Annotated in this window: 21 protein-coding genes; 6 read left to right on the top strand and 15 right to left on the bottom strand. The window is 60.0% G+C overall.

What is annotated here, in order from left to right; genetic code table 11:
* The first annotated feature begins 244 nt into the window (after positions 1–244).
* The 4 genes from M1E17_RS09745 to M1E17_RS09730 all read left to right on the top strand — a co-directional run bounded on the left by M1E17_RS09745 (position 245) and on the right by M1E17_RS09730 (position 4,022).
* Positions 245–1,021 (top strand): electron transfer flavoprotein subunit beta/FixA family protein, encoded by a 777-nt coding sequence (locus M1E17_RS09745; protein ID WP_457967684.1) that lies wholly within the window; start codon positions 245–247, stop codon positions 1,019–1,021.
* Positions 1,022–1,030: 9 nt separating this feature from the next.
* A complete protein-coding gene (locus tag M1E17_RS09740) occupies positions 1,031–2,008 on the top strand; it encodes an electron transfer flavoprotein subunit alpha/FixB family protein (RefSeq protein ID WP_457966964.1) in 978 nt (325 codons plus the stop codon).
* Between the two features lie 518 nt (positions 2,009–2,526).
* Entirely contained in the window at positions 2,527–3,384 is an 858-nt protein-coding gene (locus tag M1E17_RS09735; RefSeq protein ID WP_457967682.1) for a cytochrome b/b6 domain-containing protein, read from the top strand.
* 59 nt (positions 3,385–3,443) lie between these two features.
* Positions 3,444–4,022, top strand: coding sequence for a MarR family winged helix-turn-helix transcriptional regulator (locus tag M1E17_RS09730; RefSeq protein WP_457966963.1), 579 nt, complete (start codon positions 3,444–3,446; stop codon positions 4,020–4,022).
* 678 nt (positions 4,023–4,700) lie between these two features.
* Here the strand turns inward: M1E17_RS09730 and mmsB are convergent.
* Genes mmsB through M1E17_RS09710 form a run of 4 tightly spaced genes read right to left on the bottom strand, consistent with a single transcriptional unit; the run spans position 4,701 to position 9,380 of the window.
* On the bottom strand, positions 4,701–5,624 hold the full coding sequence (gene mmsB, locus M1E17_RS09725; RefSeq protein WP_457966962.1) for a 3-hydroxyisobutyrate dehydrogenase: 924 nt from the start codon (positions 5,622–5,624) through the stop codon (positions 4,701–4,703).
* An 18-nt stretch (positions 5,625–5,642) separates the two neighbouring features.
* On the bottom strand, positions 5,643–6,737 hold the full coding sequence (locus tag M1E17_RS09720; protein ID WP_457966960.1) for an enoyl-CoA hydratase/isomerase family protein: 1,095 nt from the start codon (positions 6,735–6,737) through the stop codon (positions 5,643–5,645).
* On the bottom strand, positions 6,734–7,876 hold the full coding sequence (locus M1E17_RS09715; RefSeq protein WP_457966958.1) for an acyl-CoA dehydrogenase family protein: 1,143 nt from the start codon (positions 7,874–7,876) through the stop codon (positions 6,734–6,736). Before M1E17_RS09715 ends, M1E17_RS09720 begins: the two co-directional genes overlap by 4 nt.
* Before the next feature lie 4 nt (positions 7,877–7,880).
* Positions 7,881–9,380, bottom strand: a complete 1,500-nt coding sequence (locus M1E17_RS09710) for a CoA-acylating methylmalonate-semialdehyde dehydrogenase (protein ID WP_457966956.1) — start codon at positions 9,378–9,380, stop codon at positions 7,881–7,883.
* 319 nt (positions 9,381–9,699) lie between these two features.
* Here M1E17_RS09710 and M1E17_RS09705 point away from each other — a divergent pair, with 319 nt between their 5' ends.
* Positions 9,700–10,920 (top strand): acetyl-CoA C-acyltransferase, encoded by a 1,221-nt coding sequence (locus M1E17_RS09705; RefSeq protein ID WP_457966955.1) that lies wholly within the window; start codon positions 9,700–9,702, stop codon positions 10,918–10,920.
* A 652-nt stretch (positions 10,921–11,572) separates the two neighbouring features.
* Complete coding sequence (locus tag M1E17_RS09700) at positions 11,573–11,860, top strand: hypothetical protein (protein WP_457966953.1); 288 nt, start codon at positions 11,573–11,575, stop codon at positions 11,858–11,860.
* Positions 11,861–12,056: 196 nt separating this feature from the next.
* Here M1E17_RS09700 and accC read toward each other — a convergent pair whose 3' ends face one another.
* The 11 genes from accC to M1E17_RS09645 all read right to left on the bottom strand — a co-directional run bounded on the left by accC (position 12,057) and on the right by M1E17_RS09645 (position 26,445).
* Complete coding sequence (gene accC / locus M1E17_RS09695; protein WP_457966951.1) at positions 12,057–13,424, bottom strand: acetyl-CoA carboxylase biotin carboxylase subunit; 1,368 nt, start codon at positions 13,422–13,424, stop codon at positions 12,057–12,059.
* Positions 13,417–13,935, bottom strand: coding sequence for an acetyl-CoA carboxylase biotin carboxyl carrier protein (accB, locus tag M1E17_RS09690; protein ID WP_457966949.1), 519 nt, complete (start codon positions 13,933–13,935; stop codon positions 13,417–13,419). Before accB ends, accC begins: the two co-directional genes overlap by 8 nt.
* A gap of 1 nt (position 13,936) precedes the next feature.
* A complete protein-coding gene (locus M1E17_RS09685) occupies positions 13,937–15,466 on the bottom strand; it encodes a pyruvate carboxylase subunit B (RefSeq protein ID WP_457966947.1) in 1,530 nt (509 codons plus the stop codon).
* A 100-nt stretch (positions 15,467–15,566) separates the two neighbouring features.
* Complete coding sequence (locus M1E17_RS09680) at positions 15,567–16,571, bottom strand: VOC family protein (RefSeq protein ID WP_457966945.1); 1,005 nt, start codon at positions 16,569–16,571, stop codon at positions 15,567–15,569.
* Positions 16,572–16,617: 46 nt separating this feature from the next.
* Complete coding sequence (gene dmpG / locus M1E17_RS09675; RefSeq protein ID WP_457967680.1) at positions 16,618–17,631, bottom strand: 4-hydroxy-2-oxovalerate aldolase; 1,014 nt, start codon at positions 17,629–17,631, stop codon at positions 16,618–16,620.
* Positions 17,631–18,569: an acetaldehyde dehydrogenase (acetylating) gene (locus M1E17_RS09670; RefSeq protein WP_457966943.1), complete on the bottom strand. Its 939-nt coding sequence runs from the start codon at positions 18,567–18,569 to the stop codon at positions 17,631–17,633. The genes dmpG and M1E17_RS09670 overlap by 1 nt, the downstream gene beginning before the upstream one ends.
* Entirely contained in the window at positions 18,566–19,234 is a 669-nt protein-coding gene (locus M1E17_RS09665; RefSeq protein WP_457966941.1) for a 2-keto-4-pentenoate hydratase, read from the bottom strand. The genes M1E17_RS09670 and M1E17_RS09665 overlap by 4 nt, the downstream gene beginning before the upstream one ends.
* A gap of 131 nt (positions 19,235–19,365) precedes the next feature.
* On the bottom strand, positions 19,366–20,217 hold the full coding sequence (locus tag M1E17_RS09660; RefSeq protein ID WP_457966940.1) for an alpha/beta fold hydrolase: 852 nt from the start codon (positions 20,215–20,217) through the stop codon (positions 19,366–19,368).
* Positions 20,218–21,879 (bottom strand): bifunctional 3-(3-hydroxy-phenyl)propionate/3-hydroxycinnamic acid hydroxylase, encoded by a 1,662-nt coding sequence (locus M1E17_RS09655; protein ID WP_457966938.1) that lies wholly within the window; start codon positions 21,877–21,879, stop codon positions 20,218–20,220. It abuts the gene before it with no gap.
* 624 nt (positions 21,880–22,503) lie between these two features.
* Positions 22,504–24,489: an alpha/beta hydrolase fold domain-containing protein gene (locus M1E17_RS09650; protein WP_457966936.1), complete on the bottom strand. Its 1,986-nt coding sequence runs from the start codon at positions 24,487–24,489 to the stop codon at positions 22,504–22,506.
* 195 nt (positions 24,490–24,684) lie between these two features.
* Positions 24,685–26,445 (bottom strand): flavin-containing monooxygenase, encoded by a 1,761-nt coding sequence (locus tag M1E17_RS09645; protein WP_457966934.1) that lies wholly within the window; start codon positions 26,443–26,445, stop codon positions 24,685–24,687.
* Positions 26,446–26,521: the final 76 nt, after the last annotated feature.

The following is a 26,521-nucleotide window of genomic DNA, read 5'->3' as shown; positions in this document are numbered from 1 at the left end:
AGCGCCTTGACCAACGGCTTTTCGCTGTTGGTCCTAATCGGTGTCTTTAAATTTGTCTAGGGGAACCGTTGGCAACCCTTGACGGATCCTATCTCGGCCATGTCTATGGGGCGTTCCCCACGATGTCCCCGATCGGAAGGGCCCGCCACTAGTAATTACTAGGAGGTTATACTAGTTTGAAGGATGGTAGACCTTTTTATTCAACATGTTGCATTTCACACCACCTTTTGAGTCGAGGGAAAAGATGAAGATAGTCGTACTGCTGAAGGAGGTTCCCGACACCTACGGAAACCGAAAACTTAGCCTCGACAGCGGGCTGGCTGATCGAGCCGCCAGCGATGCGGTAGCGGATGAAGTTGGCGAACGCGCTCTGGAACTGGCTCTCAAATACGCTGACGCGAACCCCTCCACAGAAGTTGTCGTGGCTTCGATGGGGCCGAAGACCGCCGTTACGTCGTTGCGCAAAGCTCTAGCAATGGGAGCCGCTTCGGCTGTCCACATCGCTGATGACCTGTTGGCGGGAGCCGACGCTGGACTTACGGCAGAAGTGATTTCTGCCTCGCTTCGACGTACTGGATTCGATCTTGTAGTGGCTGGCAACGCCACAACGGACGGCAATGGCGGTGTCATTCCGGCCATGCTTGCCGAGTTACTCGACGTTCCCCATTTGACGAACCTCGAATCTGTTGAGATATCCGCTGTTCGGGTTAAAGGCAGCCGAACTACCGAGTCAGGAACTCTTGCCGTTCACGCTTCACTGCCGGCGGTTATCAGCGTTACAGAGAATCTGCCCGAAGGACGTCTTCCAGGCTTAAAGGGAATTATGTCCGCCAAAAAGAAGCCATACGAGACCTGGTCACTTGACGACCTGGGGATCGGCCTCGACAGCGACACGAAGGCACGCTCCATCGTCATTGCACTCTCCGAGCGACCGGCCAGGTCCGCGGGCGTCGTCGTAGTCGATGAGGGCGCGGCCGGCGAACGCCTCGCCGATTTTCTCATTCAAAACAGACTCGCCTAGGAGAACCGGATGTCCCACAACCCCGTCTTGGTGTTCATTGAAATTTCCCCCGACGGCGCCATTCACAAAAGTGCTGCTGGCTTGCTTGGTGCCGCTGCGAACATCGGCGAGCCAACGGCACTCGTTGTTACCACCCCCGGGCGATCGATAGCGGCAGCGGAGGAGGTCTCGCGGCTCGGAGCTGAGCGGATTCTTATCGTTGAAGACGACAGTTTGTCAACGATGTTGACAGTACCTTTAGTTGATGCCCTCGCCTCGGCCTTCGACGCCGTCGCTCCTGATGCAGTCCTCATCTCCAACTCAGTCGAGGGCCGCGATGTGGCGGCTCGCTTCGCTGTCCGCTCAGCACTAGCGCTGGCTCTGGATGCCGTAAGCGTGAGCCGTGATGAAGAGGGAGTCGTCTCGACCCACTCCGTTTACGGCGGTGCATATGACGTCAATTCAGCGGCGACCGCAGGCGCGGTCGTGATTACGGTCCGTCAGGGGGCAGTCGATTTGCGTGCTGAGCCGAGAAATGCCGTTATTGAGCAACTCGCTGTGCCACCGTCGGGCAAGGCTGCAGCAACCATCACCGAATTCCACTCGCTTCCCGTTAGTACCACGCGTCCAGACCTTCGAGGAGCCGACAAGGTGGTAGCGGGCGGGCGAGGACTCCAGTCTGCTGAGAAGTTCGCCTTGGTGGAAGAGTTGGCGGACGCGCTTGGTGCGGCGGTCGGGGCATCGCGTGCCGCTGTGGACGCAGGCTATGTTTCGCACACTTTTCAAGTTGGACAGACTGGTGTGGCTGTTTCGCCCCAGCTTTACATCGCTCTCGGAATCTCCGGGGCGATTCAGCATCAGGCCGGCATGCAGACGGCGAAAACGATCGTGGCCATCAACAAGGATGCCGGCGCCCCCATCTTTGCGATTGCCGACTTCGGTGTGGTGGGAGACGTTTTTTCCGTCGTACCACAGCTGTTGGCGAGCCTGGATTCCAGGAGGGACTGACTATGGCGAATCAAGAACCGCCCCAACGTCGGCAGGGCCTGCCGCGTCCAGGTGAGCCCGCAGCCCCGAGCGACTCAAGCCCGACGTTTTCTCCTGCTACGCCGGTGGCGACTTCCCCCATTGAATCCGTCGAGGCAACTGCGGTCCCCACCACAGGTGAACCCAAAAAACCTCAAAACGCGTCGAATGGGAGGCGGGGCTTACCCAGGCCCTCTGTCTCGCCGTCCCTGGCCCCCGAGAACACACAACAGCCGCCCCCGCGCACTGTGGCTGGCCGACAGGGCCTTCGAGCGACATCCCCGGACTCATCGGCGCCCGCCGCCTTGACTGCGGCAACTGTGCCCTCCGCCGCGGAGACGCCGGGGGCGCCGGGGGCGCGCGTGGCCTTGCTGTCTTCGCAAGGGGCAACCGGGGGGAATGGGGCTGCGGGGGAAGAGGCATCCAGCACTGTCCGTTCCAAAATCAAGTCGGCGGCAGGAAGCGGCACTGGGCGCTATGTCTTTGGAGCCGTCGGGCTTGTGATCGCCGCGGGTGTGGTGGCCATCATCGCCCGGATGCTTGTCTCCACAGGGGAAGTGCAGAATTTTCTCGTGACTTATCCTGGGGAAGTTCCTCTTCCGGAATCCGCTCCGGTCGGCTTCCCTGCATGGCTTGGCTGGCAGCATTTTCTCAATGCGTTCTTCATTGTCCTGATCATCCGTAGCGGCTGGTTGGTACGCACTACCAAGCGCCCTCCCGCGTCGTGGACGCGCAACAACACGGGGCTGATCAAGACTAAGGGAAGCCCGAATCGAATTAGTCTGGACCTCTGGTTCCATCTGAGTATGGACGCGCTGTGGTTACTGAACGGCGTGGTGTTCATCGTTCTTCTATTCAGCACCGGCCAGTGGACACGGATCGTGCCCACCAGCTGGGACATAGTACCGAACGCACTTTCGGCCGCACTTCAATATGCTTCGCTGCAATGGCCGACCGAGAATGGCTGGGTTAATTACAATAGCCTGCAGGTTTTGGCGTACTTTTTTACGGTTTTCGTCGCCGCTCCCCTAGCCGCTGTTACTGGTATCCGGATGTCGGGTGCGTGGCCTTCAAAGGCGACCGGTCTTAACCGCATCTACCCAATCGAGGTCGCGCGTTCCATCCATCTTCTCGTCATGTTGTACTTTGTGGTCTTCATCACCGTACATGTGGCTCTAGTACTAGCCACTGGTGCTCTCCGCAATCTGAACCACATGTACGGCGGGCAAGATGCAGTAAATTGGTGGGGTTTCACCATTTTTGTGCTGTCGCTTCTGGTCACCGCTGCAGCTGTGCTCGCGGCGCGCCCGCTCGTTCTCGCCCCTATAGCGGGATTGATGGGAAAGGTGGGCCGCTGAGAGTCAATGCACGGAAACCGGCGGCCCGACCGTTACCTGCCATTTGCTGAACCCCCGGTATGCTTCCAGCATTGACCCGTACGCGTCGAAAGGACAGAACTGTGCCCGCGTCATCGCCATTACCTATTGATCCAATTGCGGAAGCAAAACGACAATGGCTCAAGCACGGCTGGGATGACGCTGCAGTCGGCATGGCTGCTGTCACTTCGATCATGCGGGCGCAGCAGATCATGCTTGCCCGGGTCGAATCGACGTTGAAGCCATTTAATTTGTCTTTCGCCCGGTTTGAACTGCTGCGCTTGCTTGCGTTCTCAAGAGGCGGGGCACTTCCAATGGCAAGTGCAACAGCGAGGCTTCAGGTTCATCCGACCAGCGTCACGAATACCGTCGCACGGCTCGAGCGTGCTGCTCTGGTCGAGCGCTCACCGCACCCTACCGATGGCAGGGCGACACTGGTTAAGCTGACCGATGCGGGTTTCGAAGTGGTCACGGCCGCCACTGACGCTCTCAACAATTCGGTATTTTCTCAGTTAGGCTTCCCGGACCAGGATCTTGCAGCCCTAGTAAGCATTATCGCGAAATTTCGGCGCGAATCAGGTGACTTCAACGACCCGCCACCCCTCCCTGATCCTTTGTAACAAAGATCAGAGGGTGGCAGCCCTCAGGTGTTGCCCCGCGGGGAGATATTAGGGTCAACTCCCTGTTTATATCCCAGCCGTGGTGCTGGGGCAGGTGCGCCGGTTCGAGCCGTCCGTCAGGATTGGTCTATGAGTCCGGCCCGATCGGGTTCGTTTTGAGCCTCGTACGTGCAGTCGGCCGGCATCATCTGCGTCTCGGCTGCCATCTCTCCACCGCTTCCCGGGGTACGTTCTTGCACACGCCATTCATGGAAGATTTCCACTTGTGGTGGAGAGAGTGGTCTTGTTCCAGGGCGCGGATCGCCATTGCGGAGGCGATGATCTAGTTGGCGTAGTTGCGGTACCTAGCCGGGCACAGGGTGCCCCTACAGCCAGGCAGGCTTCGATGAGGAGTTTGCGGACAATATGTTGCCGGTCTTGGTGATCGGGTCTTGTTGCCATTCGCGCAGCGTTGACATTCGACCCTAAACGCTTACGATTTTGCCCCAGCCGAACAACTAGTCATGGGGCAACGGACCCGCGCACGCAGCCTCACACCGCAGTCGAATATGACTCGGCCCAACGGGCTGGACCACAACCTGCCGGCACAGCCGGAACACCGAAGCTCGGGGCCGAGCATCTATTCCTCTTGACGCTGGGTCTCACAATCAGCGCCGACGACGCTGGCCTACTGGCTCACTAGCCTCCCTTTGACTCACTGCCCTTACGAATGTGGTTGATGATGCCCGAGAAGTCGGCACCGTCACCATCCCCGGCTGCGAACCGCTGGTAAATTTCGTTCGCAAGCGTGCCAACCTCGGCCTGCATCCCGGTCATCTCGAAGGCTTGGGCGGCGAGGCCGAGGTCCTTTGCCATCAGAGCCGACGAGAAACCCGGCTGATAGCCACGATTTGCCGGGCTCGTAGGTACCGGTCCCGGGACTGGACAGTTAGTGGTAAGCGCCCAGCACTGGCCCGAGGCGTTGGATGCGACATCAAAGAGCGCTTGATGTTCGAGGCCAAGTTTCTCCCCCAGAACGAATGCTTCGCTTACTGCAATCATTGAAATTCCAAGTATCAGGTTGTTGCAGACCTTGGCCGCTTGCCCGAGTCCTGAACCGCCGCAATGGACAATTCGATGGCCCATGGCTTTCAAGATTGGCGCGGCTACTGCGAAGTCTTCCTCTGATCCTCCAACCATGAACGCCAGAGTGCCGGCCTCCGCTCCTCCGGTTCCGCCCGACACGGGGGCATCCATTGCGCGGTGTCCGGCGGCAACCGCCAGGTCGTGAGCGGACCGGGCGTCGTCGACTGCGATGGTTGATGAGTCGATGAAGAGGGTTCCCGGTTTGGCATAAGACAGCAGGCCCTTGTCGTCGCCGCCGCCCTTGTAAGCGGCGATCACGTGACGACCCGCGGGCAACATGGTGATGACAACATCGGCTGTGGCCACGGCTTCAGCAGCACTGGCGGCCGTAGTGATATCGTGGCCGTTGACAGCGTCCACGGCAGCTTGGGAGAGATCGAAGCCGGCGACCTTGTAGCCTGCCTTCGCGAGATTGATGGCCATGGGTCCGCCCATGTGGCCGAGGCCGATGAAGGCTATTGAGGTAGTCATATGCATCCTTCTGTCATGGTGAATTTAGCGCGTCTGGAGCCCGGAACTCCTCAGTTCCAGTTCGTCGTCGCCGAGCGAGGCAAAGTAGGCATTGATCAACTCGGTCGTAACGTCGTGAAGACCTGCTGGATCCCAGTTCGGTAGGCGATCTTTATCGACGACCTGCGCCCTGACGCCCTCTGCAAAGTCGTGGGCCCTCAGTGCACGAAGAGAAACTCGAAACTCTTGCTGCATGGTGTCTTCGAGCGAATCGAGGTGGCGAGCGCGACGCAGGGACTCGAGCGTTACAGCCAGGGCAGTCGGAGACTTCGATGTGACGGCCGTGGCGGCCTCACGAGCCTCCTTTGTGCCAGAATGGCGCAATCGCTCGACGATCTCAGCGACGCTGTCGGCAGAGAACGCTGGGTCAATCCAGGCTCGGTGCGCGAGTAGGCCTGCCACTGGGGCTTGTCCGACGACTGCTGCCACTGCGTCGTCCGCGGCCAGGTTCTCGAGCGCGGCGATGAGCTCAGGGATGCGAGCTGATGGAACCCAACTGTCGGATAGCCCTAGGGCGATGGCGTCTGCGCCTCCGACCGAACCTGCTGTCAGAGCAAGGTAGGTTCCGAGCTCGCCGGGAGCACGTGAAAGCAGACGGGTTCCTCCTACATCGGGAATGAAGCCGATGCCGGTCTCTGGCATCCCGAGCTTGGATCTTTCCGTGACGATTCGATGCGAGCCGTGCGCCGAGATGCCAATGCCACCGCCCAGGACGAGTCCGTCCTGGACAGCGACATATGGCTTGGGGTAGTTAGCGATTTCAACATTGAGCCGGTATTCATCCCGCCAGAAGTCGGCTGATGCCCGCCCGTCGCCCTCGCGTGCGTCCCGGTAAAGCGACACGATGTCACCTCCCGCGCACAGTCCACGTTCACCACTGCCGGTGACGAGTACGGTGCTTACCCGTCGGTCCATGGACCAGGCCTCGAGCTGGGCGAGGACCATCTTCACCATCGCATGGTTGAGCGCGTTGATGGCTCGCGGTCGGTTGAGCGTGATGTGACCAAGGTGCCCTCGTACCTCGAAAAGGACCTCCTGTTCCGGCGTCACCTGTGCATTGGGAGGGAGCTGCTGGTTCATGACGCTTTCTCCAGCAGAGCGCGTCCGACAATCAGACGCATGATTTCGTTGGTTCCCTCCAGGATTTGGTGCACACGGAGGTCCCGAACAACCTTCTCGATTCCATAGTCAGCGAGGTACCCGTAGCCGCCGTGCAGTTGCAGGGCGGAGTTAGCTGCTGTGAACGCAGCATCAGTTGCGAAGCGTTTTGCCATGGCACAAATTGTTGCAACATTGGGGTCGTCTGTGTCCATGGCGAGGGCAGCCTGCCGCAACATCCCCCGAGCCGCCTGCAGTTCGGTTTCCATGTCCGCAAGCGTGAATACAAGTGACTGCTGTGCAGCCAGCGGCTTCCCAAAAGCAACCCGTTCGTTCAGGTGCTTGATGGTTTGTTCCAGTGCCCACTGCGCGCCACCAAGTGAACAGGCTCCCATATTTACCCGGCCGCCGTTGAGGCCCTTCATAGCTATGTGGAAGCCCGCGCCTTCGTCGCCAAGACGGTTGGCCACCGGAACTCGCACATCGTCGAGGACAACTTGGCGAGTAGGCTGGGCGTTCCAGCCCATCTTCTTCTCGTTCGAGCCGAATGAGAGTCCTGGTGTTTCCGCGGGAACCACGATAGCGCTGATTCCCCGCGGTCCCTCCCCACCGGTTCGAGCCAGGACGATGTAGATGCTCGAAGAACCTGCACCCGAGATGAACTGCTTGGTTCCATTCAGTACGTATTCGTCGCCATCGCGCCTGGCCGACGTCTGCAGCGATGCGGCGTCGGACCCTGCTCCCGGCTCCGTGAGGCAGTAGCTGCCCAGCTGCTGCATTGAGGCGAGTTCGGGCACCCACCGTTTGCGTTGATCATCGTCGCCGAACGTATCGATCATCCACACGACCATGTTGTGGATCGAAATGTACGCTGCGATGGCGGTGTCGCCTTTTGCGAGCTCCTCGAATATCAGAACGGCATCGCTGCGGGTTAGCCCGGCGCCACCTACGTCTTCGCTGGTGTAGATACCTCCGAGGCCGAGTTCACCAGCCTGCTCGAGAACGTCGACGGGAAAGAACTTCGTCTGGTCCCACTCGATGGCGTTCGGCGCCAGCGCGGACTGTGAAAAGTCTCGCACGGCCTCGATGAGGGCCCGCTGGTCTTCTGTTACGGGGTACACCGATTCAGTCCATCGTCGGTATTGAGAAGTTGGCGCCTTCTTTTAACCCTGATGGCCACCGTGATGTCACCGTCTTCGTCTTCGTGTAGAACCGGAAGGAGTCGGGTCCGTGCTGATTCAGGTCGCCGAAGCCCGACTTTTTCCACCCGCCAAAGGTGTGGTAGGCGATTGGTACCGGAATCGGAACGTTGACGCCGACCATGCCGACATTCACCCGGGCGGTGAAATCGCGGGCGGTATCGCCATCACGGGTGAAGATCGAGACTCCATTGCCGTAGATGTGTTCAGAGGGCAGGCGCAGCGCCTCCTCGTAGTCCTTGGCCCGCGTAATTATTAGGACAGGGCCAAAGATTTCTTCACGGTAGATGGTCATGTCGGAGGTGACGTGGTCGAACAACGTTGGGCCCAGGTAGAACCCCTGCTCGAATCCTTCGACTATGTGCCCACGCCCGTCAGCTAGAAGCGTCGCACCTTCCTCGACGCCGATTCCGATGTATTTTGACACTGTGTCTACTGCGGCCTGGGTCACTAGGGGACCGTAGTCGCTTGCCTCATCGAGGGCGGGTCCGATTCTCAGTTCCTTCACGCGCTCAGTCAGTTTGGCCGCAAGGGCGTCGGCTGTTGCCTGACCTACGGGAACGGCCACCGAAATCGCCATGCAGCGTTCCCCCGCTGAGCCGTAGCCGGCGCCCATCAGAGCGTCAGCGACCTGGTCGAGATCGGCGTCGGGCATGACGATCATGTGGTTTTTCGCTCCCCCAAAACACTGTGCGCGCTTCCCGTTGGCGGCCGCTGTTTGATAGATATATTGCGCAATGGGGGTTGAACCAACGAAGCCGATCGCTTTCACGCGCTCATCATTCAGTAACGCATCCACGCTTACCTTGTCGCCGTTGACGACGTTGAACACACCCGGAGGCATGCCTGCCTCAAGGAAAAGTTCGGCGAGGGCGAGTGGAACGGACGGATCGCGTTCGCTTGGCTTAAGGATGAACGAGTTGCCAGCGGCAAGTGCAGGCCCGCACTTCCAAAGAGGGATCATTGCGGGAAAATTAAAGGGCGTTATGCCAGCTACGACCCCGAGGGGCTGGCGCATGGAATAGACATCGATTCCCGTACCTGCGCCGCTCGTGTACTCCCCCTTGAGCAAATGAGGTCCGCCAACAGCGAATTCAATGACCTCGACGCCGCGCTGAATATCACCCTTGGCATCGGCTACGGTCTTGCCGTGCTCGGAGCTAAGAAGTCGGGCAAGCTTGTCGAGGTCACGCTCGACCAGGGTAAGAAACTTAGCCAGCACCCGGGCACGGCGCTGCGGATTCCATGAACTCCATATAATCTGTGCCTCTTCGGCGTTGCTAATCGCGGCCTCGACCTCTTCAGTGGTGGCCAGAGGCACTCGGGCCTGAATTTCTCCCGTGCTGGGATTATAGACATCGCTGAAGCGGCCCGAAGTTCCGGCAACAGCCTTGCCGCCGACAAAGTGCATTAGTTCGCGAACCATGAAATATCTTCCCTCACCCGTCACCGCCCTGGTGAACGCTTGACTCCAATATAGTAGGTACCACAACTATTTACTAGGTCATGCATGTATTTTTTTCATCCGCTTGAGCTTCTGCGGGGGCGCCGAACGAAGTCAGCCAGCTGGTCTCAATCTTGAAGACGGGTTGTACAGATGGCCGGATGGCGGGGTGATACTACCTGCGTCCCTTCGGAGCACTGAAGGGCCCTGAGTGACGGTCCTAAGACCCGACGCAATGCGCCAAAAAATAGTTGGACGTACAGGTAGTTACAAGGATACAATACTAAAATAACAACGATAGGTGCTTGAAGATTCAGTACTTTTTTGGGAAGGCACCATGGAGACATCCGTCATCGTCGCTGGCGCACGAACGCCTATAGGCAAATTACTCGGTGGGCTCTCAGGCTTTACCGCGACCGAGCTTGGAGGTATCGCTACTGCGGCGGCCATAGAGCGCGCTGGCATCGACCCTGGCTCTCTCGACGCCGTCACGCTCGGCAATGTTGTTCAGGCTGGGGTGGGTGCAGGCCCGGCCCGGCAAGCCGCAATAGCCGGCGGCGTCCCACTGTCGGTTCCCGCGACGACTGTGAACAAACTTTGCCTCTCTGGCCTGGCGGCTATTGGCCTCACCGACAACGCTATTCGAGCGGGTTTCTGGACGCGGGCGCTGGCAGGCGGGATGGAGTCCATGAGCAATGCCCCGCACGTGTTACGGCGCACGCGCGCCGGCTTTAAGTACGGGAGTGCCCCCCTTGAAGATTCCCTTGAACGTGATGCCTTGATCTGCTCCATTGAAAACACGACAATGGGCGCAGCAACCGACCGCTACCAACGACCGCTAAGCATCACACGTGAAGAGCAGGACGAATTCGCTGCCCGCTCGCACTCGAAGGCCTCAGCTGCCATTCAATCAGGCCGCTTCACTGCCGAGATTGTTCCGGTCAAGGCTGCCGGGCGCACCGGCGAGATGGTCTTCGACACGGATGAGGGTGTACGTCCGGGCACCACTGCAGAGACACTCGCAAGGCTCCGCCCGGCTTTCGATCCCGATGGCACAATAACGGCGGGATCGGCATCCCAACTATCGGATGGCGCTGCGGCCCTTGTTGTAATGAGCCGCTCCGAAGCTGATCGGTGCGGGCTCGATTGGATTGCCGAGATAGTCAGCTATGGCACTTTCTCCGGCCCCGACCCCTCGCTGCTCCTTCAGCCTGCCGGAGCAATCCGGGATGCGCTCCGTCGGCAGAACGAAGTGACTCTCGAAGATCTTGACGTTTTCGAGATGAATGAAGCCTTTGCGGGCGTGCCGATCGCCTCAGCTCGCGAACTTCGCATCGAACTCGAACGTGTCAACCCTAACGGCGGCGCCATCGCTCTCGGCCACCCCGTTGGAATGAGTGGTGCGCGACTCGTTCTGAGTCTTGCACTTGAACTCCGCCTTCGGGGTGGCGGGCTAGGTGCGGCGGCACTTTGCGGAGGCGGCGGACAAGGCGACGCTCTGATTATCCGAGTACGTCCTTAGCGTGCCGAGCCGCGAGGTACACAACGGTCGCCAATGCATAATCCAGACTCCGAAGCCCAGATGCGTTGGGCTGGCGTGGCAGTTCACGAATGCAAACACGACGAGAGTCAACATTGACCGCTTCATGCTGAGCCTGAATCGGGGCGGCAGGAGAAATTGCTGCTGTACGAATCCTCGACCTGGGCCGCCGTCACGGGCAGGAGGCCATGGAACCCGGGACAACCTGGGCTATTCTCTGGACTTCCTTTGGATGGCCATACCATATGGGCAGACCTGATGATTTCTTCATAGCCAACGCCAATTGCGGGGTGCCCGAGAGTCAGAGGCGAAATCAGGGTCGAGGAGACGAGGCCTCCTCGCTGGTCACGACCAGTACAGATCCATCACCCAGCGCGGTGCTGACGGCGTAAATTGCCATCGCCGCCGCCGGCTCCTTGGATGGGCTCAGATGGGATTGGAACCAGCAAGCCCTTTGACGGGGACAACTACTCGCCACGGGCCTCGTCCAAGCCGAAAGAAGTGCGTGTTACGAAGATTTCGCAATCCTCGGACTATGGCCACGGGCAGCCTTTCGCTTTTTCGCTTTACGAGGGTCTGCCGAGGAGGCAATTGCGCCACCCACAGCCGGGGCCGTCAAGTCCAGGCGCCGTCCTTGCGCATCATGTCTTCACCGAAGACCCTCAAGGAGAACAACCCCGTTGCGCCCAATGGCTGCATCCGTCTGGCCTTCCCGGCACGTTCTGCCGAGGGAATCAGCCAAGTACTTGGCGCAAGCGGGCGGCAGATAGATCCGGATCCGGCGGTGGCAATAACACTGCTCTGCTGTGATAGCTTGCTTGCGATTTTCCGCAAGAACAAACAGCCTTTCATCCTTGCGCACTATCCTGCTCGTGGCAGCCAAAATGTCCATCCAGCAGAACTCATGCTGCATCCCCCATGACGCCTGCGAGATCGTCCCCTGGAACGATCTCGCGGATCCCTTGCAGAGCAAAAGCTGAGATCACGTGGCAGATCCAACCCGGACCGACGCAGCACCCAACGGCTTACGCCCCTTACCGGCTCCGGCGCAATCGACACAGCCACCACGGCTGTGCGCCTTTGCCAGTGACGGCCAAGGTAGCGGTGCGCGCCGGGGCTCACCCCATGATTGTTTCACCCGCCAAGAGCTCAGCAACGAACCCAGTGTTGAAATCACCTGTTTCGAACTTCGAGCATTGAAGGATTCTCTTGTGGAAGGGGGCTGTGGTGATAATTCCCTCCACGACGAGCTCGTCGAGAGCGCGGAGGGCTCGGGCGATGGCCTCGTCGCGATCTTTGCCCCAGCAGATGAGCTTGCCGATCATGGAGTCGTAGTAGGGAGGGATGGAATAGCCCGACTCGATATGTGTATCCATCCTTACTCCGAAGCCGCCCGGCGCACGGAAATCGGCGACCCTGCCCGGGCTGGGTGCAAACCCATTGTCCGGGTCTTCAGCATTGATGCGACATTCGATAGCGTGGCCGCTGATATGGATATCCTGCTGGGTCAGGCTTAGCGGCAAACCGCCAGCGATCTGCAACTGCAGCTTGATGAGGTCGATGCCGGTGACCATCTCTGAGACGGGGTGCTCCACCTGGATCCGGGTGTTCATCTCGATGAAGTAGTACCTGCGATCGATGTTGTCGAAAACGAACTCGACAGTCCCGGCATTCGTGTATCCGACTTCTCTGCACAGCGCCACCGCAGCCTGTGCCAAGCCGTGCCTGAGTTCTGCGTCAAGGACTGGCGACGGCGACTCCTCGATCAGCTTTTGGTTACGTCGCTGTACCGTGCAGTCCCGCTCTCCGAGGTGCAATACGGTCTGGCCATCGGATATTACCTGTATCTCGATGTGCCGGATGTCGGTGAGGTAGCGCTCGATATAGACGGCTGGGTCACCGAACGCGACTTCGGCTTCCGACATGATCTCCGCTAGGTCCTTCTCGAGCGTTGCGGCCGACTCCACGACACGCATGCCACGTCCGCCACCCCCGGCCGCAGCCTTGATCAGCAGGGGGTAGCCGACCTCGCCGGCCACATCGAAGGCTTCGTTGTACTCGGCTATTGCGCCCAGCGAACCAGGCACTGTGGGCACTCCGGCCCTGCGTGCGATATTCTTCGCCTCGATCTTGTCGCCCATGCAACGGATGACGTCCGAGGCCGGGCCGATGAAGACGACATTCTCGTCTTCGCACATTTTGGCGAAGTCCGCGTTCTCGGAAAGAAAGCCATAGCCGGGGTGGATGGCGTCGACCTTGTATGCCAGCGCCGCACTGATAACTGCTCGGGGATCGCGATAGCTTGACTTCGCTTGCGCGGGACCGATGCAAACGGCCTGGTCGGCAAGCTTCACCGGCAAGGAATCGGCGTCGGCCTCCGAATACGCCAGGACGCTCCGGATACCCAGTTCCTTGCACGCTCTGACCACGCGCAGCGCTATTTCGCCACGGTTGGCGATCAGCACGCTCTTCAGGGGTTCAGGCATCGCGTTTAATCACCATCAGGGGCTGGCCGTACTCGACCGCTTGCTCGTTCTCGACCAGAATCTTCGTGACTGTGCCCTCGACCCGCGCCTCGACGTTGCTCATCAGCTTCATGACCTCCACGATGCAAAGCACCGTCTCGACGCCAACCTTGTCACCGACAGCTACGAAAGCGGGGTCTCCGGGCTTCGGCGATGAATAGAACAGTCCGACCATCGGTGCTTTAATCAGCACCTCGTCGGACGCCAGCGCGTCGGAGGCCTGCAGTTGGCTCAGGGCTACAGGTGCGGCGGCTGGCGGGTGCAGCGGCACTGGGGCGACCGGAGGCGAAATGGCTGTCGCTGTTGCCGACCCCTGTGCGGCAACGGGATGGCCTATGGACGGCTGCCGGTCGCGGGAGATGAACAACTCAACATCGCCGAATTTGATCGAGAGTTCGCGCACGTCCTCGGTCAGATTCGCCCAATCGAGGATGGCCTTGAGTTCCCTGATATCGGGCGGGGTAAGCGACATCTTATTTTTCTCCTTTTGTGAGGCTGATTTGCAGATTTCCGGCTGTCAGCGATTGCCTGCCGGCCTGGCTCTTCTGATGCAATGTTTTGATGAGGTCCAGAAGCGGCTGGCGGAATTCATTGGCATTTTTACCACCCGCCACGGTCTTCTTCATCTCGTCGACCTGCGTACCGGCGAACATCGCCCGCAGGAGCAGCATGTCGATGCTCTCGTCGGGATGGCGCTCCCGCAGGTCGGGGAGCATTGGAGCGATGGCGGCAGGCTCGAGAGCAATGTCCGAAGCGCCGTTGGTCACGATCCGAGCATGCAATTCCGCGTCAATGGGTGCCAGGAGAGTGCCGTAGTAACCGAGGACGTACTTTTTGATTTCGTTCGGCACGATCGAGTACCGCTCACCAGAGATCACATTCATCACCGCTTGAGTGCCCACAAACTGAGCGAAGGGGGTGATCATGATCGGAAACGCCAGCTCCGACCGCACCCGGGCAACTTCGTGGAGCAGCTCATCGAAACGGTCCGAAAGGCCTGCCGTCGCCAGCTGAGAATGGAAGTTCGACAGCATCCCGCCAGGAAGCTGATGCATGAAATGCAAGCCGTTGTACGCGACCGGATGGCCCACCGGCTTGTCCTCCGCCTCAGCGATCGCAGAGAGCTTCTCACTGATCGTATCGATCAGCACGTCGTCGACATTGACTGTATATCCGAGCGCCCTCAGATCCCGCACGATGCCCTGCGTCGCCGGCTGCGCAGCACCGTTGGCCATTGGCGCGATTGAGGTGTGCAGCGCATCGCACCCCAGCTCCACGGCCTCAAGGTAGACCAGCGGCGCCAGCCCCGTTAGGCAGTGGCTGTGCAGTTCGAGAGTCCGGTCCCCCATGACCTCTTTGAGGGCGGGCACCAGCGTGCGAATGCGGTCCGGTGTTAAGAGGCCGCCGGCGTCCTTGAGCATGATCGCATCCACATCGGCCTTCTCGATCAGCTCGCGCGCCTTGGCGACGAAGAGCTCGTCGGTGTGGACCGGGCTTTCACAGAACGAGACCGCACCAAAAGTGGAGGCCCCCAACTCCTTCGCGCGGATCAGGCCTGGCGCGATGTTGTCGACGTCGTTGAGCCCGTCGAACGAGCCGATGACCCGAAAGCCGTTTGCGTACAGGTTCTCCACCCAGGCCTCAATCACATCGTCCGCCAGGAAGTCGAACGAAGCGATGTTCTTGGAGCGGATCAGTGCCCGGAACCTGGTGTTGGGTGCATGCTCGTGTGCGAGTCGGACCCGCTCCCAAGGATCTTCCTTTAGGTAGCGGACCGCCACGTCAAACTGGATCGGAGCCATAAGATCCACCTGCTCGAATCCAACCTTGTCAAATTCTGCAGCCATGGAAACGATGTGATCAGTGCGCATCCGTGTCGCCCAAAGGCTCTGATGAGCATCGCGCAAGGTCGTATCGATGATTTTGATTTCACGGCGGCTGTTTGCCGGACGCCCTCCAAGACTCATGACTGAGGTGATTGTTTCTGGCTGATTCGACGACACTGATCTGACTCCTACTTATTTGACTGGCCGATTGTAAAAGACTTCCGCACCTCAGAACCGGCGAACCAAGCTCAGCATTCGTGCCGGATCCGGTTATCTGCTACAGCCAGAGGCCAGCCGACGAGGTGGTCTCCCGGCCGCGGCTCCCCTGTTGAATATCGATGGCATCGCCGTACCATGTCATGCCGTGCGGGACGTCTGGAACCTTCCACTCAATCGGCTCCCAGTCGGGATCGAAAACCTGGTACCCGCCAGAGTAGATTTCAACCCGGTGGTCCGAACCCGGGTCGTGCACGTACAGATACATGGCCTGACCGACGCCGTGCTTTCCCGGCCCCACTCCGTATTCGATATCGAGGTCACGGATTTGATCCGCAGCGGTCAGCACGTCGTGGTAGTTCTCGAGGTTGAAGGCGACGTGGTGCAGCTGACCCATTTTTTCGTCGCGGTTAACGCCGAGAGCAACGTCATGCATCTGAGAGGTCACGGACATCCACGATGCCATGACGGTCGATGGATGGTCAGGCATCATGATGAACTCGCGGCGTTTGAGACCCATGTTCTCGCGCAACCATAGCTCTGCCTGGTTGATGGTGCCGGGGCTGGTCTGAACATTGAAGTGATCGATACGGCGCACCCCGAGCCCGCGACGACGAGAGCTGCTGCTGGGAAGGCGCGAGCGGAGCTCCTCCGGCGCGAGTGGCTTTTCGATGTCATAGTAAAACTCGAACGGATGCTCACTCCACGGCACCAGGAAGCGAATCGCGGTACCGCGGCCAGATTCACTTCCGGACGGAACTTCGAGCACCTCGATGTCCTGCTTCACGAGTTCGTCACGAAAGAGTTCTACGTCCTGAGCGCGCTTCACTCGGAAGCTGTAGGCGTTTACGCGGGCCTCGTCCTGCTCAGTAAGAACGAGAGAGTGATGAATAAGCTCCTGATAGCCGCGCAGATAGGCCACACCATCATCGGTCCGTTCCACGATCTCCATGCCCAGGAGGTCCTGGAAGAATCCTAGCGAGCGGTCAAGATCGGGCGTACCAAGGTTGATGCTTCCTGCCTGGGCAATCTGGGGCCCTGGATCATACTGGTCGCGGGGGGACATTATTCTCCTTCGAATAGTCGTAGTAACGGCGTGTTCAGCGCTTCGCTCACTTGGACTGTGCCTGGAGGTTCAGCGCGATGTCGGTAAGCATGTCTTCCTGACCGCCGACGAGCTTGCGGCGGCCGGCCTCGATAAGAATGTCGCGTGCGTCCACGCCGTAGTTCGACGCCGCAATCTCTGCGTGACGGAGGAAACTGCCATAGACGCCGGCGTAGCCGATCGTGAGTGTCTCGCGGTCCACACGGACAGGTCGGTCCTGCAGCGGCCGTACCAAATCGTCAGCAGCGTCCTCCAGCGGGAAAAGGTCGCATCCGGTTTCCCAGCCACGCAGATTCGCGACGGCGATGAACGCCTCAAGCTGGGCGTTGCCGGCGGCAGCGCCCTGGCCCGCGAGAGAGGCGTCGACACGGTACGCGCCTTCTTCGACTGCTGCCACCGAGTTCGCGACGGCGAGCGACAGGTTCTCGTGTGCATGGATTCCCACCTGCGTCGAGTCGTCGAGTACGTCCCGGTAGGCGCGCACCCGCTCGCGAACATCATCGGTCGTCAATCGACCGCTTGAGTCGGTGATGTAGACGCAGTGGGCGCCATAGGATTCCATGAGTTGGGCCTGCTTAGCGAGTTCCGCGGGAGGGACCATGTGGCTCATCATCAGAAAGCCGGATACATCCATGCCCAGTGACCGAGCCTCGGCAATGTGTTGTGCAGCGACGTCCGCTTCTGTGCAGTGGGTGGCCACTCGTACAGATCGGACACCGAGTTCGAATGCTTGTCGAAGTTCTGCGATCGTGCCCAGCCCAGGAAGAAGAAGCGTGGTGATGATGGCGTTCTGCGCATTCGCGACTGCAGCTTCGATCCATTCCCAGTCAGTGTGGCTGCCCGGACCGTAGTTTAGGCTCGATCCTGCGAGCCCGTCGCCGTGACTGATCTCAATTGCTGAGACGCCCGCCCGATCGAGGGCGCCGACGATTTGGCCGACTTTTTCTGGTGTTATCCGGTGCCGGATGGCGTGCATGCCGTCCCGGAGAGTGACGTCTTGAACATAGATCTTGGTGCCCATCACGCAGCCACCGTTCCGCGGATGGCGATTCGTTCGGCGACGGCCATGGCCGCTGATGTCATGATGTCCAGATTGCCCGCGTAAGCCGGCAGATAGTGGGCCGCGCCCTCGACCTCAAGAAAGACTGAGACCTTCGTGTCGACCGGCCCGGCTCCATCGGGTAGGAGTGTCGAGACTTCGGCGGGATCCACGGCCGTGAACTGGACGTCCTGGACAAGGCGGTACCCGGGCACATATGTGGCTACTTTATCGACCATTTCCTTGACTGCTCTCCGGACCGCATCATGGTCTGCGTTGCCAATCAGGCAGTAGACTGTGTCGCGCATGATAAGCGGCGGCTCCGCTGGGTTCAGGATGATGATGGCTTTGCCTCGGCGGGCCCCGCCGACGATCTCGATGGCATGGGAGGTCGTTTCGGTGAACTCGTCGATGTTGGCCCGGGTACCTGGCCCGGCAGATTTGGAAGAGACTGACGCGACAATCTCCGCGTAAGGAACCTCTGTGACACGCGACACTGCAGCCACGATGGGAATCGTGGCCTGGCCGCCACAGGTGACCATGTTGATGTTCGGCGCGTCCAGGTGCTCCTCAAGATTCACCGGCGGGATGACGAACGGGCCGATGGCCGCCGGCGTCAGGTCGATCAAGCGACAACCATATGGCTCAAGAAGGCGTGCGTTCGCAATGTGCGCACCAGCGCTTGTCGCATCGAATACGATCTCGACGTCGGCGAAGTCGGGGAGCGCGATCAGGCCACTGACGCCGTCCGACGTCGTTGCGACCCCTAGGCTGGCTGCTCTCGCGAGTCCATCGGAGTCTGGGTCGATGCCCACCATCGCAACGACCCGAAGGGTCTCAGATCCGCGCATCACCTTGAACATCAAGTCGGTGCCGATGTTTCCAGAGCCGATGATCGCGACTCCCATTGTGTTCGTCATACGTGTTCTTCTTCCTTCTCTGAGAATCGGATGCTCACACTTCCGAGCGGTTCTATCGAGGCGCTGAATTCGTCCCCCGGGGAGACAGTGACCATGGGTCCCAGCGCACCGGAAAGCACGAAATCACCGGCACGGAGCGGGGAACCGACCTCGATGGCCGTTGCCGCCAGCCATGTCAGGGCGTTGAGCGGATCCCCTAGACAGTCACGGCCGGTGCCCTCCGAGACAACCGTGTCGCCGCGGCGCATTCTCATCACGACGCCAGCGGGCTCAAAGGCGTCGAGCGGAAAACCGTTCGCGCCGATCACGAAGACGCCGGATGAAGCGTTGTCAGCGATGGTGTCTGTGATGCCGATGCGCCAGTCGGCAATGCGGCTGTCGACGATTTCGAGTGCGGGAAAGGCCAGTGCTACAGCGGCACGTACGGCGACGGCGTCGCTGGCATCAAGAATGTCCTCTTCGAGCAGAAAGGCGATCTCTGCCTCTGCTTTCGGCTGCAGGAGCCGCGCCATCGGGATCTCGTCGCCGTCACCGTATCTCATGTCGTCGAAGAGCACCCCGAAGTCAGGTCTCGCGACTCCGATCTGCCTCTGAACCGCCTCAGACGTCAGGCCGATCTTCCGTCCAACTAGGCGGGTACCGCGGGCAAGGCGGCGTTCAGTCAATCGACGCTGGGTTCGGTACGCAGCGTCGATATCATGATGCCCCAGGAGATCCGAAACAGGCTCGCACGCGATCCCGCTAATTGCAGCGGCCTCGATTCTGTCAGCCGCAGCCTCAATCGCCTCAGTCGCAATCACTGCTCTGCACGTCCCAGAAACTCAAGTACAGTGGCGTCAAAAAGCGCCTGCTGCTCCCACTGCGGCCAGTGTCCGGCTTGCTCGATCAGTTGGAACTCGCCGGCTGGCATCCGGTTTGCCATGTCCATGCCGGCTCCTGCAGGGCCTGAGGGGTCATCGCTCGTCCAAATTACGAGAGCGGCTGAGACAACTGCGGCGAGTTCCTCATCGGAGACCAAGTTCCGTTGCCGGATTTCCGGGTCTTGAAGGCAGAGAATATGCCTCATCGAATCCGGGAATCCCGGCCGGCTGTATACCGCCCGTCGGACGGCAATAAGCTCCTCAGTCACCGAGTCCGGGTCGGCCATCAGCCATTCGAGCCGGGTTCGTATTTTGTCCTTACTTGGGTCATCGGCCGCTGCCTGACTGAGCGATCGAACGCGCTCCATGACATCAGGGGAAGCCATTGTTCCTCCCGGCGTATTGAGCACAAGCTTCTTTACGCGGTCGGGATACCGAGCGGCAAACTTTACAGCCACCCAGCCACCGAGCGATTCTCCACTGAGGTGGGCGCTTTCTATATCGAGCGCATCCATGAGGCCGACAAGGTGCTCGATGTAGTCGTCAATCTCCAAGTCGCTCTGCGTGGTGGTGGTCCATCCATGTCCGGGGTAGTCATAAGCGATGACCCGGTAGTTCGCTGCCAAGGCGCGGATGTTCTTCGTGAAAGCTTCGAGGTGCCCACCGGTTCCATGCATGAGAATGAACGGCGTGCCCGCTCCGCTTTCAAGAACGCGGGTCGACCACGGCCCGACAGTAACGTGGCGGATCGAGTAGTCGAGCCCGGTGAGTTCGGTCCAGAGGGTCATTCAAACTCCTTGTAATGGGTGTGCTGATGTTGCCACGGCAACTACTGCCGGAGCACCAATGGCATGATCGAATCCCCGGACCATCTCCGATGCGGCGTGAGCGGCACTCGCTCCCGCGACAATTCGGTCAGGACGGAGGAGAATGACCGATTCCGGCCGTGAATCGAACCAGCGTTTCAGCGACCCATCCACATCGCCCATGACGAGAACCGAGTCATCCGGCGCAGGACCTACCCAGTGCAGCTGAGAAGCCGGGCGGGCCGCGACCAGGCGAACCCCTGCCCGCTCGAGTCGTTGCCGAGCGTCCTCGTCGAGGATGGCGCACGGGTCATTGTTCCAGGCAATGAGCGCGAACCATGGTCCGACGGCGTCGTCAAGTTTGATTGATACCGAATCGAGCGTACACACGGTGGGCTGGATGAAGAGCCGCCCGACGGCTGCCGGGTCGCCCTGCGAGCCGATCGTAGTCAGCGCCCCCTGTGACATGGTCGGCATGGGCTTGAACCGCATCTGCACGATGTAATTCTTGGCACTCGGCAGCATCGAGATTCCCCGGAAGAACGCGTCCCGCAGCGCGGCACCGAGCCGATTCGTCATGGACACAACACGACCGACCTGGGTGGAGAGGTTTGTCATGGCCTGGACGTGTTCCCGACGCTCCGCCTCGTAACTGTCAAGCAGCTTGTCCCCGGCCAGGCCGCGGAGCACCATCACGAGCTTCCAGGACAGGTTCAGGGAGTCACGGATACCGCTGTTGTACCCTTGCCCTTGCCACACCGGCATCACGTGGGCCGCATCGCCGATAAGGAAGACGCGGCCAGATCGGAAATGAGTGGCGATCCTGGAGTGGTGCGTGTAGACGCGGCGACGAATAATCTCCACCTTGGCTGTCGACGGCACGAGAGGCTCGAGCAGGCGCGCGAGGAACTCGTCGGTCATCGCAATCTCTTCGGTCTCTCCGGGCTTCAACATGAACTCGAAGCGCCGAATGCCGTGAGGGATGCTTATCGATGCATAGGGCCGGCGCGGGTCTGCACACACGTAGGCGCCAGGCTGACCCAAGGGGTCGTTGCGGATATCGACAACGAACCAATCAGCTGTGGATGAACTGCCGACAAAGTCGAATCCAAGAGTCTTGCGGGTCTGACTTCTGCCGCCGTCTGCACCGACGACGTAGCGGGCCCGCACACTGCGTTCCCCACCGGGTGACGAGACCGTCAAGTCGACGCCATCCGCATCTTGGATGAATCCGGTCACCTCTGCGGACCAGTTGATGTCCACGGCGTCGTAGCGTTCGAGTCCGTCCAGGAGAACGCGGTCGGCGAGAGGCTGCACAAAACCGTTGCGGCGAGGCCATCCAAACTCGGCCGACGGGGGCGCGATCCGGGCGAGGTCTCGGCCCTTGGCGTCGATGAAGACCAACAACTGATTTGCAATCGTGTGCGGGAGCACCTTGCTCACCAGACCAGCCGACTGGAATGTTCGCAGGCTCTCGTCATCGATACCGACCCCGCGGGGGAAATCGATGAGCTCAGCGCCAGCCTCGAATACTGCGACTTTGAGACCGTGTGAGCCGAGCAAATTGGCGAGCATCAGACCCGTCGGACCCGCTCCCACCACGGCGACGTCAATCGCATCATCTAAGTCGAAGTTTTCGGACACCTTTATCCTTGTGCATTCTTTGAAATGGGCAGTTCACTAACTGCTCAAAACGTACCGAATCCTGCTGGCTAAGTCAAGTGGTGGGGATGGGGACTTACATTCAGCAAGGCCGGACTCCTGACCCGACACACTGAAGGTCGCATCGGCACCAGCAATGGCACTGTGAGCCCAAGGAATGCCGGGAGCCAGTTCCCGACTGCGCGGTGCGTTTCGTCAGCGCCGCGGATAAGTGACGCGGGGCGATGAGGGAGGCCTTCGGAGTCATCGCACGGTCTGTAGGAGAATCGTGCCTGCAGACGCCGATTCCGGTCTCCCCCGTCCTATTTGTCCGGACGTTTGTGGGCGATGCTGGCCATTTCTGCACAGTATGCAGTGCCCGGCAACTGCGATGGGTTCCGGCGAACACGGTTCAGCCATGGTCAACTCTGACCAAGGGTCGAACTGCTCTATTTCCTACCCAGGGACCTGGATGAATCGTCCGGGCTTTCGCCGGGGAGGCCCTCACACGCGGGGCCCGTCATCGCCTCCGCCGGGAGGTTCTCCACCACCGCCGGAAGACGCCCGCTACTACCAGAAATTAGCCCGGCGCCTACAGACGGGGAGCCGTATCTGCTGCGTCCGCCATTAGCGGAGCGCTCGCGCGAGCGCCTCGTACACGTCGGCCAGGAATTTCCGGGTCATCTGAGTACGAGGGTGCGGCAGGAATCCACCGTGAATCACGCCGGGATATGTGTGCAACTCAGTCGAAACACCCGCTGCAATCAAATTAGCCGCGAACCGTAGGTTCGAATCGATAAGCGCGTCGACATCGCCAATGCCGATGAACGCGGGCGCGAGACCGACGAGCATCTTGGGATCGGCCCGACCGGGAATGGCCGACGCCGCGAGCCGCTCACGGTGAACTCCCGCGTCACCGAGGTACGCCTCCCAAGAAAGCCTCTCCTGCCGGATCTGCCAAAGCCCCCAGTGTCCGGGCCCGCCCTCGAGCATAGCGATGCTGGGCCATTCGCGATCGTCCAACATCGGGTAGACCAGTACCTGCAGCAGGGGCTGTGGCTCGTTACATTCCTTCAGGCGAATGCAAAGAGATGCGGCGAGCCCAGCACCAGCGCTTGAGCCGGCGACTACCATACGATTGGGATCGACGTCGTACTGATCGTGAGCTGACGAAAGTGCCCTCCATACGGCCTCGACGTCATCGAGGCCCGCCGGGTAGGGATTCTCCGGCGCGAGCCTGTAGTCGACGGAGACCACTGCGCACCCTAACCGACGCACGAACTCCTCCAGTCGTTCGTCGTTCTCGTCCAAGGTACCCATGATGTACGCGCCGCCGTGTATATAGACAATGACCGGCAGCGGGCCACTCACGTCCCGAGGTCGGTACCAGCGGACCGGAATCGTCCGACCGCCCCCGGCTACGACGATGCCGTCTTCACGCGACACGTCCCCGGAGGCTGGAACCGCTCGTCGCGGAATCTTCTCATAACTCGCGCGGATGGTCTCGACGTTCGTCGAATTCCATCGGGCAAGCAAGTCCAGGGACTCCAGCGTTCCCGATTCCACGCGCGCGGCAACGTCGATCGCCGGCGGCAACGTAATTGTGTTCACGGGCCGCTCGCGCTCAATCTTGTCGAGCCGCGCGCGCATCACCCGTCCTAGCTCGCCCACTTCCGGATATGCCTCGGCGACGAAGTCAAAGAGCGCGAGAAATCCGTGGATCGATTGGTGATGCCGTCTTTCAGAAGCGACTCCCGCAGCCCGAAGTCGGCTGTCGTATTTGATGGCGTCATCGCGCAACAGATCGAATTCTGCGCTGACTATCACTGCTGCAGGGAGGCCTGACAAGTCCGTCGAGGCCAGGGGGGAGAAGTACGGGTCATCGTCGTCCGCACCGCCGGCTCGATAGAGATCCCAATACCAACGCATGTGGTTAGCGTTAATGAAGTAGTCGCGACCATTCACCTCCGGCTCGTATGATTCACTGGACATCTGTGAATCCAGGGCAGGGTAGAGAAGAACCTGCAGGTCGATCTCATTCAGACGCCGGTCCCTAGCTCGCATCGCGAGTGCAGCCGCCAAATTGCCACCGGAACTGGCGCCCACTACAGCGATCCGCGATGGGTCGGCCCCGAACAGGGAACCTGCAACGGATCGCGTCCACTGGAGGGCTCGGTCACAGTCGTCCAGAGGTCCGGGGTATGGGTGTTCAGGCGCAAGCCGGTATCCCACGTTGACGACAACCATGTCAGCCGCGACCGCAAGAATGCGACAGGTTGTATCGTGCTGGTCGATGCTCCCGGTAACCCAGCCACCGCCATGGATGAAAAGGGCGACCGGGCGCGGGACCTCTGAGTCCCCTCGCGGAAGATAGCTGCGGACCGCGACGCCGTCGCGGAGTGTGTGATCCGCTGTAATGACGGCTCGCTCCGGTTCGCCGAGAAGGCTGGCTCCGGCGACTGCTCCCAGCCGATCACGCTCCCCCTCCAAGTAGCGCGCAGTGGCGACCACATCGTCGAACACTTCGGGAGGCACGGTGAAGGCTGCTCCGAACTGTTTCAAGAAACGAGCCGCGTCCGCCTGAAGCGGTCCGCGTGTGGTGTTATTGGCCACTATTACTCCATTCAGCGAACTGAGATGTTGGTGTATTTCATTATTTGCTCATATTCGCGCGATATATGCTCTCGCGCTAAGAAGGGGTGTGACCGCAGTCAAAGGGCTTTCTCGGCATCGAGCCGGTTTCCTTCGGCCTCCACGCCGGCTCACTCACGGAAGCTATTTCGCCGCCAAGGTAACGCCGCGGAAGTCTTAGTCATGGATGATGGCAGCAAGGTTGTCGTCAGCGACGCTTACGAGGCCACCGCCGCCAGGCCCAACGTGCTTGCTACCGGTTTCGGCCTTGGTCGGATCCGTGGGCTCGATTCCTTCTTCGATTGCTTTGATCAGGAGGGCACTGAACGTCGAATAGAACCGGGCCATCCGGATGAACCCGCTGCCGAACCAGAGGCCGGGCTGCGCAGACCTCCGCCAGGTATTTGCGTATTCGCCGTCGGCTGCGCGGCCATATGCCTTATCGATCTTCGACGCAGCGGAGCCGAGCGTAGGCTTAATGTGCCCCCAGAACTGGTGATAGCCCGTGGCGAAAACGATGAGATCGACGTCAAGCTCAGATCCGTCGCTGAAGACAGCGGTGTTTCCTCTTACCTCTGCCAGCTCAACGCCTTGCTTGAGGTGAACTTTTCCGTCTGCGACGAGTTGGGACGCCCCGATGTCAATCTGGTAGCTGTCGCGGCCGGACTGGTGCGCACCGAGGATTCCGGTGCCGTCCGGTCCCCACTCAAGTTTGAACCCCGCCGCCTCCAGTCGGGTATGAAGCGCATTGTCAAACTCCGCGGCATCCTTCACCAGCTTCTTATTGATCGGGTCTGTGCGTGCATTCGGCACCGCGTAGGCGATCTGGTCCGCGAACTCCGCTGAGTAAGGCATGTCCTCGGAAAAGAGGGAGTTCCAGAACTTGTGGTAGGCCTCATAGGAGATAACATAGGTCGCACTGCGCTGGAGAATGGTGACATCCGCGCGGTGCTCCCACAGGTCGTGCGCCAATTCATGTCCGCTGACTCCTGCGCCGACGACCAGCGCCTTCCGCCCAGCGAAATTCGCTCCGTCCTGGAATGAGTCGGAATGCAGCACCTCTCCCGCGAAACTGTCAAGCCCTTTTACCTGCGGTATCTTCGGTGCAGCAAACATGCCGCCGGCAACAAAGAAGTGCCGCGGGCGCAATTCACGAATCGAGCCGTCTTCGCGTCGGACACGAATATTCCAGTGCCCGGCCTCCTCGTCATATTCCCCGCTGAGATACTCAGTCCCCGTCCATACGTTGAGATCAAGCAACTTCGCATATGACTCCAACCAGTCGGCCCACTTGTCCTTTGGGGTGTGGGCGGTCCAGGTCGACGGCATCGGCATGTAGGGAAGGTGGTCACCGAAGACACTGCTGTGCAGCGCGAGTGCTGCGTAACGCTTGCGCCATTGATCGCCCACACGCGCCTCTCGATCAATGATCAGCGTCGGCACGTCCAGGGCACCGAGGCGAGCCGCGACCGACAGTCCGTTATGTCCCGCGCCGAGCACGAGCACTGCGGGGTCGTTGTCCTCGAAGGCTTCGGCCTTCTTACGCTCGCTACTCCACCGCGTGCGATCCGGCACAACACCGTACACCTTGCCCTCAGGACGATTAGAACCTATCCTTTCCGGGTGGTCCTGCAAGCCCACCACCTGTGTCTGCATGGTTGTTGCGACGAGCCCTTCTTCGCCCTGCACCAGGCAAACGTAGCCACGGTCGATCCGGTCTTTTGTTGTAAAGTCAAAAAATGCGTTGATCACATTTCCGCTAACCACAGGGGCCTGATCGGCGCTGGCCTCGAAGTTCCGAGCGTTCCAGTCATGAGCGAGTCGGATCAGTTCAGGAACAAGCACGTCGCGATCGATGCGGTTCATAAAATCCCAGGGAAACGCCATGAAGTCACGCCATGTTGCGTCCTCGGTGAAGAGCACTTCCAGTTCGGCCACAGAACCTCGCTCAAGGGCGGACGCGAAGTCAGCTACCCATTCCGCAACGATGTCAGCGGTTTCCCGATCTGTCAGT

This window comes from Arthrobacter sp. D1-29, from assembly GCF_054130585.1.
This window is presented reverse-complemented; position numbering and strand designations above follow the sequence as displayed.

What these genes read in the sequence shown, in the direction of transcription:
- M1E17_RS09745 (WP_457967684.1), top strand. Translation starts at nt 245, where the DNA reads ATGAAGATAGTCGTACTGCTGAAGGAGGTTCCCGACACCTACGGAAAC.
- M1E17_RS09740 (WP_457966964.1), top strand. Translation starts at nt 1,031, where the DNA reads ATGTCCCACAACCCCGTCTTGGTGTTCATTGAAATTTCCCCCGACGGC.
- M1E17_RS09730 (WP_457966963.1), top strand. Translation starts at nt 3,444, where the DNA reads ATGCTTCCAGCATTGACCCGTACGCGTCGAAAGGACAGAACTGTGCCC.
- mmsB (WP_457966962.1), bottom strand. Translation starts at nt 5,624, where the DNA reads ATGCATATGACTACCTCAATAGCCTTCATCGGCCTCGGCCACATGGGC.
- M1E17_RS09720 (WP_457966960.1), bottom strand. Translation starts at nt 6,737, where the DNA reads ATGAACCAGCAGCTCCCTCCCAATGCACAGGTGACGCCGGAACAGGAG.
- M1E17_RS09710 (WP_457966956.1), bottom strand. Translation starts at nt 9,380, where the DNA reads ATGGTTCGCGAACTAATGCACTTTGTCGGCGGCAAGGCTGTTGCCGGA.
- accC (WP_457966951.1), bottom strand. Translation starts at nt 13,424, where the DNA reads ATGCCTGAACCCCTGAAGAGCGTGCTGATCGCCAACCGTGGCGAAATA.
- accB (WP_457966949.1), bottom strand. Translation starts at nt 13,935, where the DNA reads ATGTCGCTTACCCCGCCCGATATCAGGGAACTCAAGGCCATCCTCGAT.
- M1E17_RS09680 (WP_457966945.1), bottom strand. Translation starts at nt 16,571, where the DNA reads ATGTCCCCCCGCGACCAGTATGATCCAGGGCCCCAGATTGCCCAGGCA.
- dmpG (WP_457967680.1), bottom strand. Translation starts at nt 17,631, where the DNA reads ATGGGCACCAAGATCTATGTTCAAGACGTCACTCTCCGGGACGGCATG.
- M1E17_RS09670 (WP_457966943.1), bottom strand. Translation starts at nt 18,569, where the DNA reads ATGACGAACACAATGGGAGTCGCGATCATCGGCTCTGGAAACATCGGC.
- M1E17_RS09660 (WP_457966940.1), bottom strand. Translation starts at nt 20,217, where the DNA reads ATGACCCTCTGGACCGAACTCACCGGGCTCGACTACTCGATCCGCCAC.